Origin of the sequence: Parabacteroides sp. AF18-52 (assembly GCF_003479145.1) — a bacterium.
Lineage (GTDB): Bacteria > Bacteroidota > Bacteroidia > Bacteroidales > Tannerellaceae > Parabacteroides > Parabacteroides faecis.
In genome coordinates this window covers 588,826-604,703 of sequence record NZ_QUGR01000001.1, presented here as the reverse complement: position 1 = coordinate 604,703, position 15,878 = coordinate 588,826, and the positions used below count along the sequence as shown (strand labels likewise).

13 protein-coding genes are annotated in these 15,878 nt (G+C 34.0%); all 13 read left to right on the top strand.

Annotated features, from left to right (window positions below; translation table 11 throughout):
- The first annotated feature begins 79 nt into the window (after nucleotides 1-79).
- Nucleotides 80-241, top strand: a complete 162-nt coding sequence (locus tag DWX23_RS24845) for a hypothetical protein (RefSeq protein ID WP_158607042.1) — start codon at nucleotides 80-82, stop codon at nucleotides 239-241.
- A 767-nt stretch (nucleotides 242-1,008) separates the two neighbouring features.
- Entirely contained in the window at nucleotides 1,009-2,925 is a 1,917-nt protein-coding gene (locus DWX23_RS02525) for a UDP-N-acetylglucosamine 4,6-dehydratase family protein (RefSeq protein ID WP_122373283.1), read from the top strand.
- A gap of 234 nt (nucleotides 2,926-3,159) precedes the next feature.
- Nucleotides 3,160-4,404 carry a hypothetical protein gene (locus DWX23_RS02520; protein WP_122373282.1) on the top strand — a complete coding sequence of 415 codons (1,245 nt, stop codon included), beginning with the start codon at nucleotides 3,160-3,162 and terminating at the stop codon, nucleotides 4,402-4,404.
- A 4-nt stretch (nucleotides 4,405-4,408) separates the two neighbouring features.
- Entirely contained in the window at nucleotides 4,409-5,389 is a 981-nt protein-coding gene (locus DWX23_RS02515; RefSeq protein WP_122373281.1) for a hypothetical protein, read from the top strand.
- Between the two features lies 1 nt (nucleotide 5,390).
- Nucleotides 5,391-6,194 carry a phosphorylcholine transferase LicD gene (locus DWX23_RS02510; protein ID WP_122373280.1) on the top strand — a complete coding sequence of 268 codons (804 nt, stop codon included), beginning with the start codon at nucleotides 5,391-5,393 and terminating at the stop codon, nucleotides 6,192-6,194.
- 8 nt (nucleotides 6,195-6,202) lie between these two features.
- Complete coding sequence (locus DWX23_RS02505) at nucleotides 6,203-7,729, top strand: oligosaccharide flippase family protein (protein ID WP_122373279.1); 1,527 nt, start codon at nucleotides 6,203-6,205, stop codon at nucleotides 7,727-7,729.
- A 373-nt stretch (nucleotides 7,730-8,102) separates the two neighbouring features.
- On the top strand, nucleotides 8,103-9,029 hold the full coding sequence (locus DWX23_RS02500; RefSeq protein ID WP_122373278.1) for a hypothetical protein: 927 nt from the start codon (nucleotides 8,103-8,105) through the stop codon (nucleotides 9,027-9,029).
- Nucleotides 9,030-9,048: 19 nt separating this feature from the next.
- Nucleotides 9,049-10,263, top strand: coding sequence for a glycosyltransferase (locus DWX23_RS02495; RefSeq protein ID WP_147382513.1), 1,215 nt, complete (start codon nucleotides 9,049-9,051; stop codon nucleotides 10,261-10,263).
- A gap of 215 nt (nucleotides 10,264-10,478) precedes the next feature.
- Nucleotides 10,479-11,441: a glycosyltransferase gene (locus tag DWX23_RS02490; RefSeq protein ID WP_122373276.1), complete on the top strand. Its 963-nt coding sequence runs from the start codon at nucleotides 10,479-10,481 to the stop codon at nucleotides 11,439-11,441.
- Nucleotides 11,442-11,443: 2 nt separating this feature from the next.
- The gene (locus DWX23_RS02485) at nucleotides 11,444-12,754 is read left to right on the top strand and encodes a hypothetical protein (RefSeq protein WP_122373275.1); all 1,311 of its coding nucleotides are present in this window, start codon (nucleotides 11,444-11,446) and stop codon (nucleotides 12,752-12,754) included.
- Entirely contained in the window at nucleotides 12,754-13,683 is a 930-nt protein-coding gene (locus DWX23_RS02480) for an NAD(P)-dependent oxidoreductase (protein ID WP_122373274.1), read from the top strand. The genes DWX23_RS02485 and DWX23_RS02480 overlap by 1 nt, the downstream gene beginning before the upstream one ends.
- 2 nt (nucleotides 13,684-13,685) lie before the next feature.
- Nucleotides 13,686-14,726, top strand: a complete 1,041-nt coding sequence (locus DWX23_RS02475) for an acyltransferase family protein (RefSeq protein ID WP_122373273.1) — start codon at nucleotides 13,686-13,688, stop codon at nucleotides 14,724-14,726.
- On the top strand, nucleotides 14,727-15,875 hold the full coding sequence (locus DWX23_RS02470) for a glycosyltransferase family 4 protein (RefSeq protein ID WP_122373272.1): 1,149 nt from the start codon (nucleotides 14,727-14,729) through the stop codon (nucleotides 15,873-15,875).
- Nucleotides 15,876-15,878: the final 3 nt, after the last annotated feature.

Here is a 15,878-nt window from a genome sequence, read left to right as displayed (position 1 = left end):
ATGGCTTAAAGCAATAAAGGGAAGTGTATTGTTGGTATTGTAGAAAATAAAATGTATCTTTGTATAAAGATAAATGTTTATGAAAGAGAGAATTTCAAAAGATCAAACAGAGGAAAAAAAGATGGAATCTTTGCGTTCCATGATTGCCTCTTTTAGAATAGAAGGGATTCATATTTCTGAAGAAATGGCCTTATCTATTTATGAGAAAGTTCAGCTCCGTCTACAAAAGTCATCTTTATAATATCTTCCATCCAACCATATTCTTTATTAGCTGCCATTTGTACAGCATATATATACTTGTCAAAATAGGTTGATGCAATCTTTGTGAAATCTAGTTTAGGGTATCCTTGTTTTTGTGCCATTAAGTTCGCTAATAGACGAGCTGTTCTTCCATTACCTTCGCGAAAATTCCGCATATAAAAATCCTTCGAATTCAGATGCTGCAATATCCTCTGCTGTAAGTAGTCCTAGAAGATTTGGTAAAATTTCAGATTCATCTTTATTTGTAGTGTATTTATTCATAGCTACTAAATTATATGAAGAGCAAATATACATATAATATAAGTAAAGTAGTGAACTAGTAATATGAATCTTCTCAAAGCTTTTGTATTTTAAAAACTGTATTATAGAAGCGAAGATTGATCGATAAATTTGTTTCATAATGTGAATCTTAAAAAAAATTGGAGGGGCTAGAATTCATAATGACTAGAAAAAACGATCGTTTTTTCTAGTCATTTTTTTGTGCTGCAAATGTAGGAGATATTTATTGAAATACAAAAGGTTTTGGGAATTTTATCTATTTGTTTTTCAATGTTTTGATCTTGTTTTTTCAAAATGCCGCTTCAATCATAGGTTAACAAATATTAGTCAAATAAGGCTGACTAGAAAAAACGATCGTTTTTTTTAGTCACTCCAATAACCTTCAAGTATAAGATTTTCAGTTGTTTATGTAGGTTGGCCGCTTGGGACTGACGAACTTTTTTACATAACACCCCTAATTTGTGACTTATGAATATCAATGGTTTTGCACTAGTATTATCACGCGTTAAATTTTTTAACCGTTGGATCGTCCTATTTATTGATTTATTTTTATCAATTCTGGCAACTGCTACTTCTCTGTCATTCCTGTGGTATATCCTTGGGACAGAGCTTGTAGACGATTCTCTTTTTCATATATTATTCATTTCTTTCTGCAGTAGCCTGGCAAGTTTCTTTTTGTGCCAGACCTATAAAGGTGTGATCCGGCACTCTGCATTTACAGAAGCCGGACGTCTCGCTTTATCCTCATTAATAAAGGTACTTTTCATCGTTGTTTTAGTCTACCTGACCACGACGATTCAATCTCCTCGTGAATTAGCCTTAGGAGCTGTAGTAGACTTATCCCTCACATTCTTCCTTTTAACAATACTCCGTGTCTTCATGATTGTTTTCTATACGATTATAGTCAATAGTGTATCCTTAAATCAAGGAAAACTACTGATTTATCAGGGTGATAAATCCGGGACTTTCTTGTTTGATGCTTCCCTGAGCGACAAACTGCTGTATAAAGTTTGTGGTTTCCTACGTTTTGGCGATCACACCTGTTTACGTGTAGGAAAATACAGAATTTACTCAATCAAAAAACAGGTAGACTTTAATCATTTGGTTAACAGGAAAAATATTAAAGCTGTTCTGTTTACTGACTATCATCTAGTAAAAGAAGAGAGTGAGCGTTTAGTCCGTTATTGTGAAAAGAAGAAGGTTCGTATGTTGATACTCCCTTCTGTCGATGAATTGAAGAAAGGCAGGGTTAATTTTCACAATCTTCCTGAAGTACATATAGAAGATTTATTGGGTCGTGAGGAAATCTGTATCAATATGGCTGAAATCGCCGCTTCCTTAAAAGGTAAAGTGGTTTTAGTCACCGGAGCTGCCGGTTCTATTGGCAGCGAACTCTGTCGTCAATTATGTACATTCAATCTGAAACAATTAATCTTATTCGACAGTGCCGAAACTCCCATGCATAATATACGTCTGGAACTGGAAGAAAAATTTCCTCAGGTAGAGTTTACTCCTGTAATGGGAGATATCCGGATGATCGATCGTGTAGAATCTGTTTTCTGTCGTTTTCAGCCTCAGTATGTATTTCATGCAGCCGCTTACAAGCATGTCCCTCTAATGGAAGAGAATCCTTGCGAAGCCGTTCATACGAATGTATATGGTACTCGTAATGTGGCGGATATGGCTGTCAAGTATAATGTCGATAAGTTCATTATGGTTTCTACCGATAAAGCCGTCAATCCGACAAATGTGATGGGAGCTTCCAAGCGTCTGGCAGAAATCTATGTACAAAGCCTGAGCATCGCTATCAGTAAAGGTTTGCATCCGGGTAAGACTCGTTTTATTACCACTCGTTTTGGTAATGTATTAGGCAGTAATGGCTCCGTCATTCCCCGTTTCCGTGAGCAATTAGCGAAAGGAGGTCCTTTAACAGTCACCCATCCGGACATTATCCGTTATTTCATGACGATTCCGGAGGCATGTCGTTTGGTCTTGGAAGCAGCCTTTATGGGTAAAGGTAATGAAATCTTTGTATTCGACATGGGAACCCCTGTAAAGATTGCTGATCTGGCTCGTCGTATGATTGAACTGGCAGGTCTTGTCCCCGGCGAGGATATCGAAATCCAATATACCGGTCTTCGCCCAGGCGAAAAGCTGTATGAGGAACTTCTGGCAACGAAAGAAAATACCCTTTCTACCAATAATGCCAAAATATATCGTGCCCAAGTGAGAGAATATGATTACAATGATATTTGTACGGTTATGAACCCGCTGATTACATTGGCGATTAAAGTCGATAAGATGGGAACAGTCCAAATGATGAAAGGGATTGTACCGGAGTTTAAAAGTAAAAATTCGGAGTATGAGGTGTTGGATAATGAATGAAGTTTCTATCTTTTTTTGTATACGAAAAGGAATATGAAGGCCAATGTGCAGGATGCTGAGGATATCAGCTCTTAATTTAAGCAAGGGAATTGTTCCAGGAAATTATCAATGGTGCAGGGATTATGAAAATCTACTGCCGATGAGTATCGGAATCTAACCTAATAAAATCAAAAATCAAGTCTATATTTAGGCGATATGTCAAAATGATGTTTACTATAATGTTCTTATTGGAGTATGGACAACGAACTTGGAGCTAGGAAATTACCGATAATTGAATTTTTATATATGCTTGTTTATGCTTCATATACAATATCCCCTGAATTATCTAAACTTCCGGCAGTACCATTTTTTGGAATTACATTTTGTTACTTATTTTATGTGATTATAAGGTCCAAAACAGGTAATAATGATAATAAGATTTTGACTTATGTTCTAATAGCTGTATATATATCATTGCTGTATTTTCTTCTTACAGAAACGCAGACGATTGATAATAAAGTTGATAATTATGTCTTAAAGTTATTTATTGCAAAGTTTCAGCAAATGTTATATCAGATAATACCCTTTGTAGTAATGTATAGACTTTTAACGGCAAGTTCTATTATACAATGTAGAATTTTTTTAGGTGTATCATTCGTTTGTTTTGCTTATACCATATGGATAACAAATATCTTTATGACAATGTATCCTGGGGTTGTGAGGTCATTTGCTAATAGTATAGAGGTAGCAGAAGAAACTAAAGGTATTGGTAATTTCTATTTTATTTATGGTACAGCAGCATTACTTCCTACATTAGCTCTTGTGTTTGTTACTTATAAAAACAAAATAATAAAAATATTGGTAAGTGTAAGTATTTTACTTATTTATTCGTTTCTTATGAAGGCTGAATTTTCGCTGTCAATTATTATTCCAACAATCAGTATTTCATATTTCTGCTATAAACAATTACCTGAAAAGAATAGACCTTTGATCTTTTTGGGAATACCTGTTTTATTTTTTCTGTTGCCTATATTTTTTAGGTTTGTAGCCGATAATGTAGAAGAGGGCAACGACATTAAGGATCGCTTTATGGAATTAAGCCTTTTATTTAGTTTTCAAGATACAGGTGGAACTGCCCAAGATGGTACAGCTAGAATGGAAATTTATAGTAATGCAATAAGGGTATTTTTAAGTTCTCCTATATGGGGACAGGCTGTAGATTTCGACCCTCATTCAACATTCTTTGGTTTTTTATGTGATATTGGTTTGATTGGGGCAATTCCATATTTTTTTCTGTATTATTCAATGAACAAATATGTATATAAATATTTGAATTTGCCATCAGAGTCCAATTATTTTAAAATATCCTTCTTGTTTATTATACTTATGGGCTTTACCAATCCTGTTCATTCAACATCAGCGTTGCAGTTTGTAATATGGTGTATTGCCCCATTGGTTATTAATGAGATATTAAAATATAACGCTAAATATAAAATATAACCTAATGAAAGGCTATTTAATTGACGTTCCCGTTTTACTTATCTTTTTTAAGCGTGATGATACATTCAAGCGGGTGTTTGATATCATAAAACAAGTGAAGCCAAGTACTTTGTTGTTATGGCAAGATGGTGCAAGAGAAAACAACCAAAGTGATATTGAGGGGATTACAAGGTGTAGAGCAATAGCTGAAGATATAGATTGGGAGTGCACTGTTTATAAAAAATATAATGATGTAAACTATGGTTGTGACCCCAGTACTTTTTATTCGCATCGTTGGGCTTTTACATTGGTAGAGAAATGCATAATATTAGAAGATGACCAGGTGCCAACTAAGAGTTATTTCCCTTTTTGTAAGGAGTTGTTAGATAAATATGAGAACGATTACAGAATTAGCCATATTTGTGGAATGAACTTGGTAGACTGCTCTTCATATGATAGCGATTATTTATTTTCTATTTTTGGAAGTAATTGTTGGGCCAGTTGGAGACGAGTTGTTTCAAACTTAGAAGAGAATTATGACTTTCTTCATAATGAGTGTGCTTTAAAGAATATAAAAAAGAAAATAGGGAAACATTTTGATGATGTTTACAAGGTTGCGTTGCAGCGTGAAAGCACAGGAATTCCATATTGGGAAAGTATTTTGTGTTTTGGAGCCCTTATGAATAACCAATATGCGATAATTCCTAAAGTAAATATGGTTACTAATTGTGGAAATACAGCGGACTCTACTCATTCTCAGGTGAATGCAAAATATTTAACAAAGGAAGAGCAGAGAATCTTTGGAATGAAAGCTAATGAAATAAGCTTTCCCTTGAAACACCCCAAGTATGTGATAGAAGATTTTGATTATATGGCAAAAAGGGATGGCTTTTTTGCCATAGGTCATCCTTATAAAGCCTTCTACCGAAGAGTACATTTGCTTATGATGTATTTAGTGCATGGAGAGTTTCTATCCAGATTAAAAAAGAAATATAACAAAAGATAATATGAGTAAGTACAAAGTGTGTGGTTATGACATGAAGGTGCTTCATCAGCGTCAGCTTGAGATAGCCATAGAAATAGATAGAATTTGTAGAGAACAAGGATTTAAATATTCATTATATGGAGGCTCTGTTATTGGAGCTGTACGCCATAATGGTTTTATCCCTTGGGATCACGATATTGACATATGCATGCCAAGAAAAGACTATCAAAAATTTTTGGAATACTGTGCAAAGCATCCATCGGAAAAATTTTTCTTCAGTAACTATTTTTCTGAACCTAAATATCCTAACAATTGGGGTAAGATGCGTCATGAGGAAACTGTGTTTGTAGAAAAAGAGCTGGCAAATTTACCCCTCCATCACGGTGTTTTTATAGATGTTCATCCTATTGATAATATAAATCCCTTATTTTTAAAAACTCAGGTTGTACTTGCTTCATTCTGGGCTTGTGTACATCATATCAAAACTGGCAGATCTCATCCAAACAGAATTAAACAATTCTGTTATACACCTTTCTCTTGGTTGCCTTATAAGTTTATCAATAAATGTCGTGATTGCGCTATGCGTGTATTTGAAAACTATAATACTAAATTTGTATATAAAGTAGCTCATCCTAATAACGGAGTATATCCTATTCCTCGTAATACTTTTGAGGATCTTATTGAACACGATTTTGAAGGGTATATGTTTTTTATTCCTAGGAATTATGACGAATTTCTGCGTAAGAGATATGGGAATTACATGCAATTTCCTCCCGAATCGGAAGTTTATGATTGTTGTACATCTATTGTTGAATGTAAACTATAACATTCAATATGGGTAGACCAATAAATTTAAATCGACAATTAAAGTTAGGGGCAATATTTTCATATTTGGCGATAACCATAAATATTGTTTCTGCCCTTATCTATTCACCATGGATGCTAAGGCAAATAGGGAGTGGAGACTATGGATTATATGCTCTTTCCTGTTCTTTGATAAATATTTTTATGCTGGATTTAGGCATTGGTGCCGCTGTGTCTAGATTTGTTTCTAAATATTTAGCCGAAGATTCACAAGACAAGGTTAATAATCTGTTAGGTGTAATCTACAAACTTTTTCTTGGTATTGCTTCACTAATTAGCATTATACTTATAATTGTTTATTTTTATATAGATGACATATATTTGTCGTTAACATCAGAGGAATTAAATAAATTCAAGATTGTTTATCTTATAGTAGCAACATTTACGGTATTGTCATTCCCATTGTCAGCAACACTTAATGGTTTAATGACATCTTATGAGAAATTTATAGAGATGAAATTGTGTGATTTAATTCACAAGATAGTAGTTGTGATTCTTATTGTTTTTGTGTTACTTTTTGGATATGGATTATATGCTCTTGTTACAATAAATGCTATTGGTAATTTATTATTTCTTCTTGTGAAATTTGTAATAATAAAGAAGACAACACCTGTTAGCGCAAATTTTAGTTACTTTGAATTTTCTCTTATAAAAGAAATATTTGGTTTTTCTATTTGGGTTCTTGTTAATACTATTATGGCCAGATTGATAATTAATTTTACTCCGTCAATTCTTGGTATAAGTGCAGGAACAATACAAATAACTTTGTTTAGCTTTGCGGCAGCCCTGGAAGGTTATACTTACACTTTTGCTAGTGCAATAGATGGATTGTTTATACCGAAAGTAGCCCGATTGGCATACAGAGATAAGGATATCTCAAAAATAGAGGATCTTATGATAAAAGTTGGTCGTTTCCAATTAAATGTTATTGGTCTTATATTTGTGGGATTTGTTGTAATTGGCAAAGAATTTATTACACTTTGGTTAGGTGCCAATTATATAGATGTGTACTATGGTGCAGTGTTATTGATATTCCCTGCTTTGTTCTATTTATCTCAACAAATAGGAAAAGAAACAATGGTAATGACAAATAAAGTTAAATACCTCACTTATGTAAATATTGGTAAAGCATTAATTAGCGTGGGATTAGTATTTATGTTGTCACGCAATTGGGGAGTTGTGGGTGCCTGTGTGGGAATTTCGGTTGCATACATGTTTAGAAGTATAGTTAATTTATTTCAGTACAAGTATCAATTGAATATTGCCATTTCAGGTTTTATACGTAATTGCTATTTTAAGATGATGCTTCCTCAAGTCATCGCATTAGTGATTTGTATATTTATTTCAATGGTTTATGTTTCTACAGGTTGGTTACATTTGGTGATAAAGGGAATTCTTGTTTTTGTTGTTTATGTAACTATATTATGGTCCCTTGCATACAATAGGGAAGAGAAGGCTCTGTTTGTAGGAATCATACACAAACTAATCAAAAGATGAAAAATGGTAACAGGACTATAGATGTTTTGTTCTTCTTATTGCTTATCGTATATTGGACTTAGTTCTTAGTATAGTTTTTATAAATTATGTTTCCATTTATAGTATTTATTTCATCTTATAGAATTAGCTGTAATTGTCCATAAGCCTTTTTGATTACTAAAAAATAATGTCATGTATGATTTTAATAGTTATATTTGTGATAATTACATTGGTGGTGGTTTTACAATTTTACCATCAACAATATTCTAGGGAACTATTATATTTTAAGATGTATAAATATTTCAGATTTCCACTTAATACTTTATAAATTAGTTTTATATATTTTCCCCAATAATAAGTAGTATCGAAATTCATAAAACATACATTTGTATAAATGAAATTTAGAGAAATAACAGAAAGACTAAAAATTTATGAAAGTCAAAGCCTTTATATTCCACATTTAACAGGTTTTTGGTATGAATTGATTCAAAAATTGGAAATCATTTCTATTAAAAATGAAACAGTGCCAAAGAATCCCTTAAATTTGGATAATAGAGACATAGAGGTAATATGTTCAATGACATCATTTCCTGGGAGGATTCATTTGGTACATTGGGCATTGAAATCTCTTCTTTTACAGTCTTACAAGCCCGACAAAATACTTCTGTATTTAGCTGAAGAACAATTCCCCAATAGAGATCTACCCCAAACCTTATTGAACTTACAGAAATATGGAGTGGAAATATGCTGGTGCCATGATATGTACGGACATAAAAAATACTTCTATCCGGTTCTTAATCAGAAACCCAATCAGGTTATAATAACTTTTGACGATGATATAATATATCCGGTTAAATGTATTGAACGTTTAATGAAAACCCATGAGAAATATCCAAATGTATTGGTATGTGAGCGAGCGCAGGCAATAAACAATGCACCGAGTAAGATTGATAATCCTGGTAGATGGGATACTATATCAGATGTTGGTATCAATACTCCATCATATAGCTTGAACCCATCACCTGGTGGTGGTTGTTTAATACCATACAAAGCGTTTTATAAGGATGCTACAAATGAAGACTTATTTCGTAAATATGCATATAAAAATGATGATTTATGGTATATGTTTATGTGTGCAGCAAATAGAACAAGGATTATAAAGACACGTAAGTATCATAAAATATTTACAGTATCTAAAGGCTCCCAGGAGATTTTTATGGCTCAAGAAGCCATCTTACAAAACAAAAACGCAATAGTAATGGCTGATTTGAAAGCCGCTTACCCTGAAGCGTATCAAAGAATCTTAACAGATATTGATTGAATTTGAGAAAGTTTCATGTATGAAGATACTTCACATAAATACGGTATGTGGGTATGGTAGTACCGGCAATATTGCTGTGGAGATTGCAGAGTATACCCGAATAGCTGGCCACGAAGCTTATGTAGCTTTTGCTCATAATGGTACTAAATATGCCCACGGAATAAAGTTTGGCAGTACTATAGAGCAGAAGCTATATGCTATTTTTGCACGCCTTACAGGCATGCAAGGCTTGTTTGGATATCGTTCTACAATACAACTTATCGCCATTATAGACAAGATATCTCCTGATATTGTTCATATTCACAATATACATGGAAATACGCTATATTTTCCATGGCTTTTCAATTATTTGAAACAAAAAAAATTGAAGGTGATTTGGACTTTACACGACTGCTGGAGTTTCACAGGTGGATGCTCACATTTTACAAGATATGGATGCTTTAAGTTTCAAAAAGAATGTAACTATCCATGCTCCAGTTACAGGTCCTGGTTGCCATTTGGTAAAGCTAAGCGACTGAATACTGTTTATAATAAAAAGAGGGATGCCTTTACTTCCATTGATAAAGATAAGCTGAAAATAGTGACAGTTTCTAGTTGGCTGAATAAAACTGTAAAACATTCATTCTTAAAGAAATATGAGATATCAACCATTTATAATTGGATTAATACAGATATATTCCAATATAGATATGATAAAACAACATTTGTAAAGTATAATCTTGATCCTAATAAAAAGTATTTAGTGAGCGTAAGTGCATTGTGGTCTGATACAGGAACTACAAAATTGAATGATGCATTAAGGTTGGTTGCAATTTTACCAGAAGAATATCAGATTTTAATTATTGGAAATCTTGAAACTAGTAGGACTTTACCTGCAAACATGACTTATATCCCTTATGTTAATGGTGCTTTAGAACTCTCAAAACTTTATTCTATCGCCTTTGCATATGTAAACTTTTCAATAGAAGATACCTTTGGAAAAGTAATAGCCGAAGCAATGGCCTGTGGTACGCCAACGGTGGTGTTCGATTCAACTGCATGTGGTGAGGTGGTGGGAGATGTCGGTATAAAAGTGCCTTCTCATGATGTTCAGGCTATCCTTGATGCGTTAACAATAATTGGGCAGACTGGTAAAGAGGCATATATACAAACTAGTATTGATTATGTAAGATCGAACTTTGCTCCAATGGTAAGTTTAAGTAAGTATTTGGATATATATAATTCATTTTTATAAAGTATAATAATAAAGTTATTAGATTCTTATCAATGGTGTTACACCCATCATTTGATCTATTAGGTAGATTATTTGAAAAATTGATAATGTTTATATGTAGTGTAGATATATCAGGAGAAGTGAAAAATTATAAGAGTGTAATTTCTCATGGAATAGAGGATGTATTTTAGTTGGTAATCCAATACGAATCATTCCCGAAAAGAAGTATAATAAATATGAAAAATCCGTTGTTTAGTATAATATTACCTGTATATAATGTGAGTAAATATTTACGCCCATGTATTGAAAGTATATTATCGCAAACCTACAAGAATTATGAGATAATTCTTGTAGATGATGGTTCTACTGATAATTCTCCAAAGATTTGTGATGAGTATGTAGACTCTAATGCCTGTGTACATGTAATACATAAGCTCAATGGTGGACAATCTACTGCTCGTAATGTAGGGCTTGATATTGCAATAGGTGAATATATCTATTTTATGGATAGTGATGACTATCTTATAGATGAACAGATGTTGGAGAAGATAGAAAACTGTATTACTAAATCGCACAATGATATTGTTGCTTTCAAATTTATAAAATGGTTTGAAAGTGATGGGCATATAGAAGAATGTACATTTAATTATCAATTATCGGTACCTTCAAACGATTATGCTGAGGTAGGAATACAGTTGACAAATAAGGATGCATTTTATAACGCTGCTTGGTGTAAAGTTGTGAAACGTTCTCTGTTGCTTAACAACAATATAAAATTTCAAATTGGCATAGTTGGAGAAGATAATGACTGGGGCTACCAAGTAGCATATCACGCCAAGACTATCTCCCTAATAGACGAACCTTTGTATGGGTATCGTCAGCGTGCAGGTTCTGTAACAAGAAATACCTCCTCTAAGCCATTGGTGGATATGCTTTGGATTATAGACAAATGGGATAATATTATAAGAGAAGAGCCTGCAAATCGCAATTGCGAGGTTATTCGGCAAAGTTTGTCAAAGATTTACTGTAATACAATAATAACTTTCTCTAAGCTGAGTAACAATTCGATTTATTACCCGTTACTGAAAAAACATAAATATTTGCTATATGTTGGTCGAAACAGACGTGTTGTTCTTTTCAGGTGGATAATTAGTTTGATAGGGTTGAAAGGTTTGATTGCTGTTCTGAAAAGAATGTAATAATGGAACAAAAAAAGAAATATCCAGCCACTCTTGTTGTAAGTATTAATGCTTGGAAAGATAAAGGGGGTGTAAACACTTTACTCAATCTGTTCAAAAACTGGAACAAGGCTAAGCTATCGCAAATATATACAAGGTCTGATATGCCTCAAACTCGAGTATGTGATGATTTTTTCCGTATACCAGAGATTGCTGTGGTAAAACGTGTTTTCAAGCCTTTCTCTAAGGCCGGTGAAAGAGTTTATACTGTGGTGGGTGATTTGACACAGAGTCAAAAGGCACAAATTGAAGCTGAAGAGAAAAACAAACAGATGATACACAGAAGCCAATCATGGCTTCTCACTCTGTTTCGTGAGTTTATTTGGTGGCTTGGCTCGTGGAAGACAAAAGAACTAAAGCAGTACTTGGCTGATGGTAATTGGGATGTTGTATTCTGTCCTATATATCCTTTGATATATATGAACCAGCTTCAAGCTTATGTGTTAAAAAGAACGGAATTAAAAGGTGTTGCTTTCTTTGGTGATGACAACTATTCATATAAATCGGGTGATGGTTCATTCTTATTTAAGGTTCACCGCTATTTCCTACGTAAGAGCATACGCAGTGTGATAAAGAAATGTCGTGATGTATTTGTTATGGTGCCTAAGATGCAAAAGGAGTATGATGCGGAATTTGGAATACATTCTATCTTACTCACTAAAGGAATAGACTATGATGCAATTCCAATTCCTGATTTTAAAGATCCAAACAAGCCCATTCAGATTGTGTATGCTGGCAAAATGATTTATGGAAGATATAAATCATTGAGTGCCATAGCAAGTGCTCTGAAAAATATTAACAAAGATGGGGTAAAGGCTATACTGCATATCTATACACCCGACGTTATTACCCCCCAACTTGATGCCATGCTGAATATTCATAATAGTAGTGTGCTTCACAAGCCTGTTCCTTATACCGAACTACAAAAAGTGCTTGTAGCTGCTGATATGGTGACATTTGTTGAATCGTTGGAAGATAACTATCGCTATTTGGCTCGTCTGTCGTTCTCGACAAAAATTACCGATTATTTTATGAGTGGTAAGTGTATATTCGCTATTGGTGGTGATGATATTGCTCCGATAGAGTATTTGAAAGAAAAAGATGCAGCATTAGTATGTACATCTTACTCTGAAATAGAGGATAAATTAATAACTATAATTTCGAATCCTTCAATAATCAAGGTGTATGCTAAGAAGGCATTTGACTGTGGTTATAAGTATCATAATGCTAGGGAGGTAGAAAAAAAAATGTATAATGTGTTGTCTAAAGAATAATGATACTTTGTGACAATAAAAAGCTTGTGGACCAACTCACAGGAAAGGGGCTAATCAATGCAGATATCTGCTTGGTAAATACACATTCTTTGATGAATTATTCAGGTTCCAGGGAGATAAAAGTCGTAATTGGCAGTAGAGCTTTGTTACAGGTTGTACAAGCAACATATTTGCCAGCATTGAGATATGTTCAGCTTCTGAGCGTTGGTATGGATGGACTTTATCCCAAGTTGTTTGCTTCAAGAGGTGTACAGTTAGCCAATGCTCACAACATTTACAGTGATGGTATGGCAGAGTTTGTGGTATATGCTATCTTAATGCATGCAAAACGCTATGATATAATGCCGGGTTCTTCAAGGCCAAAGCTATTGCGTGGCTATAAGTTTTTTACAGAACTAAGTGGTAAGACTGTGGGTATTATGGGGGTTGGCAATATAGGTAAAGCTATAGCCAAGCGTTTGGTCGGTTTTAATATGAATATTATTGGTTATGCTAATTCTACAACAACAGCACAGTATTTCAGTGAAATATATCACAGAGAGAGACTTACTTCTTTTTGTAACCAATGCGATTATATTGTAAGCACACTTCCCAACACGGAAGATACGCAGGGGCTTATTGATGCTTCTTTTTGGGCGCATGTAAAGCCAACAATATGCTTTGTGAATGTGGGAAGAAAGATTGTAATTGATGACAATGACTTTATTGCGTTCTTGAAATTTAACAAGAGAGCATCTGCAATACTTGATATGTTTGAATACTTGCCATTGCCTTGGTCCAATAGATATCGTCGCTTGCCTAATGTGAAGATTCTTCCTGGAGTAACTGCAATTTCAAAGGAAATTGATAAAAAACTGTTGAATTTAGTTGTTGGTAATATTCAAAAATTTGAAGCAGGTGAACCCTTGATAAACATTATAAAATTGTAATTATGGTAGAAAGAAAACAATACGCGTTACTTGATGTGCTGAAGTTTTTGCTGATAGGCTTAATTATGCTTTCGCATACAGCGAATGAACATGCACACCTTACAGGTATGTGGCACTATGTGTTTTCGCTATATAATTTTGGTGTACCATTTTGCTTTGCTTGCAGTGGTTATTTGTTTTTCTCTAAGGTAAAGACTTTACCTGGCAATGAAAAAAGTGTTTATTATAAGAAATACTCTATACGATTAGGCAAAATGTATCTTGCGTGGTCAATTATTTACATATCGTTTACAATATGTTCGTGGTTAGTAAATGGCGTAACATCTGATAAGATTCTTTCTTCAATTCATGGTTGGTTAGTGTATTCAACCTATGCAACAATATGGTTTGTACCTGCACTATGGATTGGCATTAGTATAACTTATTGGCTTTGGAAAAATAGAACTTGTAGAACTGTTTTGATTGTAGCTTCTGTATTATTTGTCTTTGGTAACTTAATGGGGTCGTATGTGAATTTTGTAAAAAGTTTCGATATTATAGAGGCATTTCATAATGGTTATATGATGGTGTTTAGAACGTTTAGAAATGGAGTATTCAATGGTGTGCCTTTTGTGGTATTAGGTTTTCTTGTTGCGAAAAAGCAGAATACCTGGTCAACCAGAACAAATCTTTTGTTTGTTTTGCTTTTTACTTTTTTTGTTGTGGGAGAATGTGCAGTCGTAAAGTTTTGTAATTTATCTACTATGACCGATATGGTATTTATGCTTGCTCCTGCTATATATTTCTTGCTGTTATGGGCAACCAAAGTTGAGGTAAAATACAATAACCTATTCTTGTGGATGCGTAACATGAGTATGTTGGTATTTCTGAGTCAAAGAATTTTTCTTTCTGCGATACCGAGTATATCAGTAGGGTATAGTAACTGGATTAAAAGTATGTCACAGCTTCAAATAATGATTGTGCTGCCGTTAATGACACTTCTGTTCTCATGGACAATCATTGTTCTTTCAAAAAGAATTTCATTATTAAAAGTGCTTTGGTAAATGAAGAAGGTTTGTGCAATAAGCACCATTGATATGACAATGTCTTCTTTTGTTGTAGATGCAATGTGTGCGTTACAACAACAAGAGGATGTGAAAATTACATTGGCATGTTCAATGTCTGATGCTTTTTATGAGAAATATAAGGGTGTGTTTCACTGTGTAGACATCCCTATGAGCAGGGGAGTGAATCTTTTAGATATAGTAAAGTCGACTTATGCTTTTTACAAATTATTTAAGAAAGAAAAGTTCGACTATGTGCAGTATGCAACTCCTAATGCTTCTTTGTACGCTTCAATGGCAGCTACATTTGCAGGAGTGAAGAAACGTGTTTATTGTCAGTGGGGAATCAGATATGTAGGTTTTCAAGGCAAAAGTAGATGGCTATTTAAACAATTGGAAAAATTGATCTGTAGATTGTCTACTCATATACGTTCTGCAAGCCAAAAAAATCTTGACTTTGCTGTAAATGAAGGCCTTTATAAAGTAGAAAAGGCTAGTATTATTGGCAATGGGGGCACTATTGGTGTGGATTCAAGACTATATGATATAACAAAGAGAGTCGAATTAAATTCTATTGTGCTTGAGCAATACCCTAGTCTTAAAGGTAAAACAGTGTTTGGTTTTGTTGGGAGGATGGATAGAGACAAAGGTGTAAATGAATTATTTGATGCTTTTTTGAAGATTGCTATCAGGGACACAAATATAGCCTTGTTGATGATTGGTCCGATGGATAAAGCTGATGGTATTGATGAAAACTTACTGAAACAAGCGAAAGCATCGCAGCAAATAGTTTTTACTGGTTACACAAACGAAGTATTTAAATATATGGCAGCAATGGATGTATTGGTTCATCCAAGCTATCGAGAAGGTTTTAGCATGGTTATCCAACAAGCTATGTTTATGGGTGTAACTATATTGACTACTGATATTCCTGGTCCATCTGAAGTTATAGAGGCAGGAGTGTCTGGTTTGTTGGTTCCTGCCAGAGAAAGTGATATGTTGACAGAGAAAATGAAAATACTGGCTAAAAACTGCTATTTGCGAGAAAAATTAGCTAGAGCTGGCTATGAACGGGCAACTAAGCTTTTTAACCGTCAGCGCATGATAGAATTAACGGTGAAGGATCGAATACAAATCCTTAATTCTTAAATA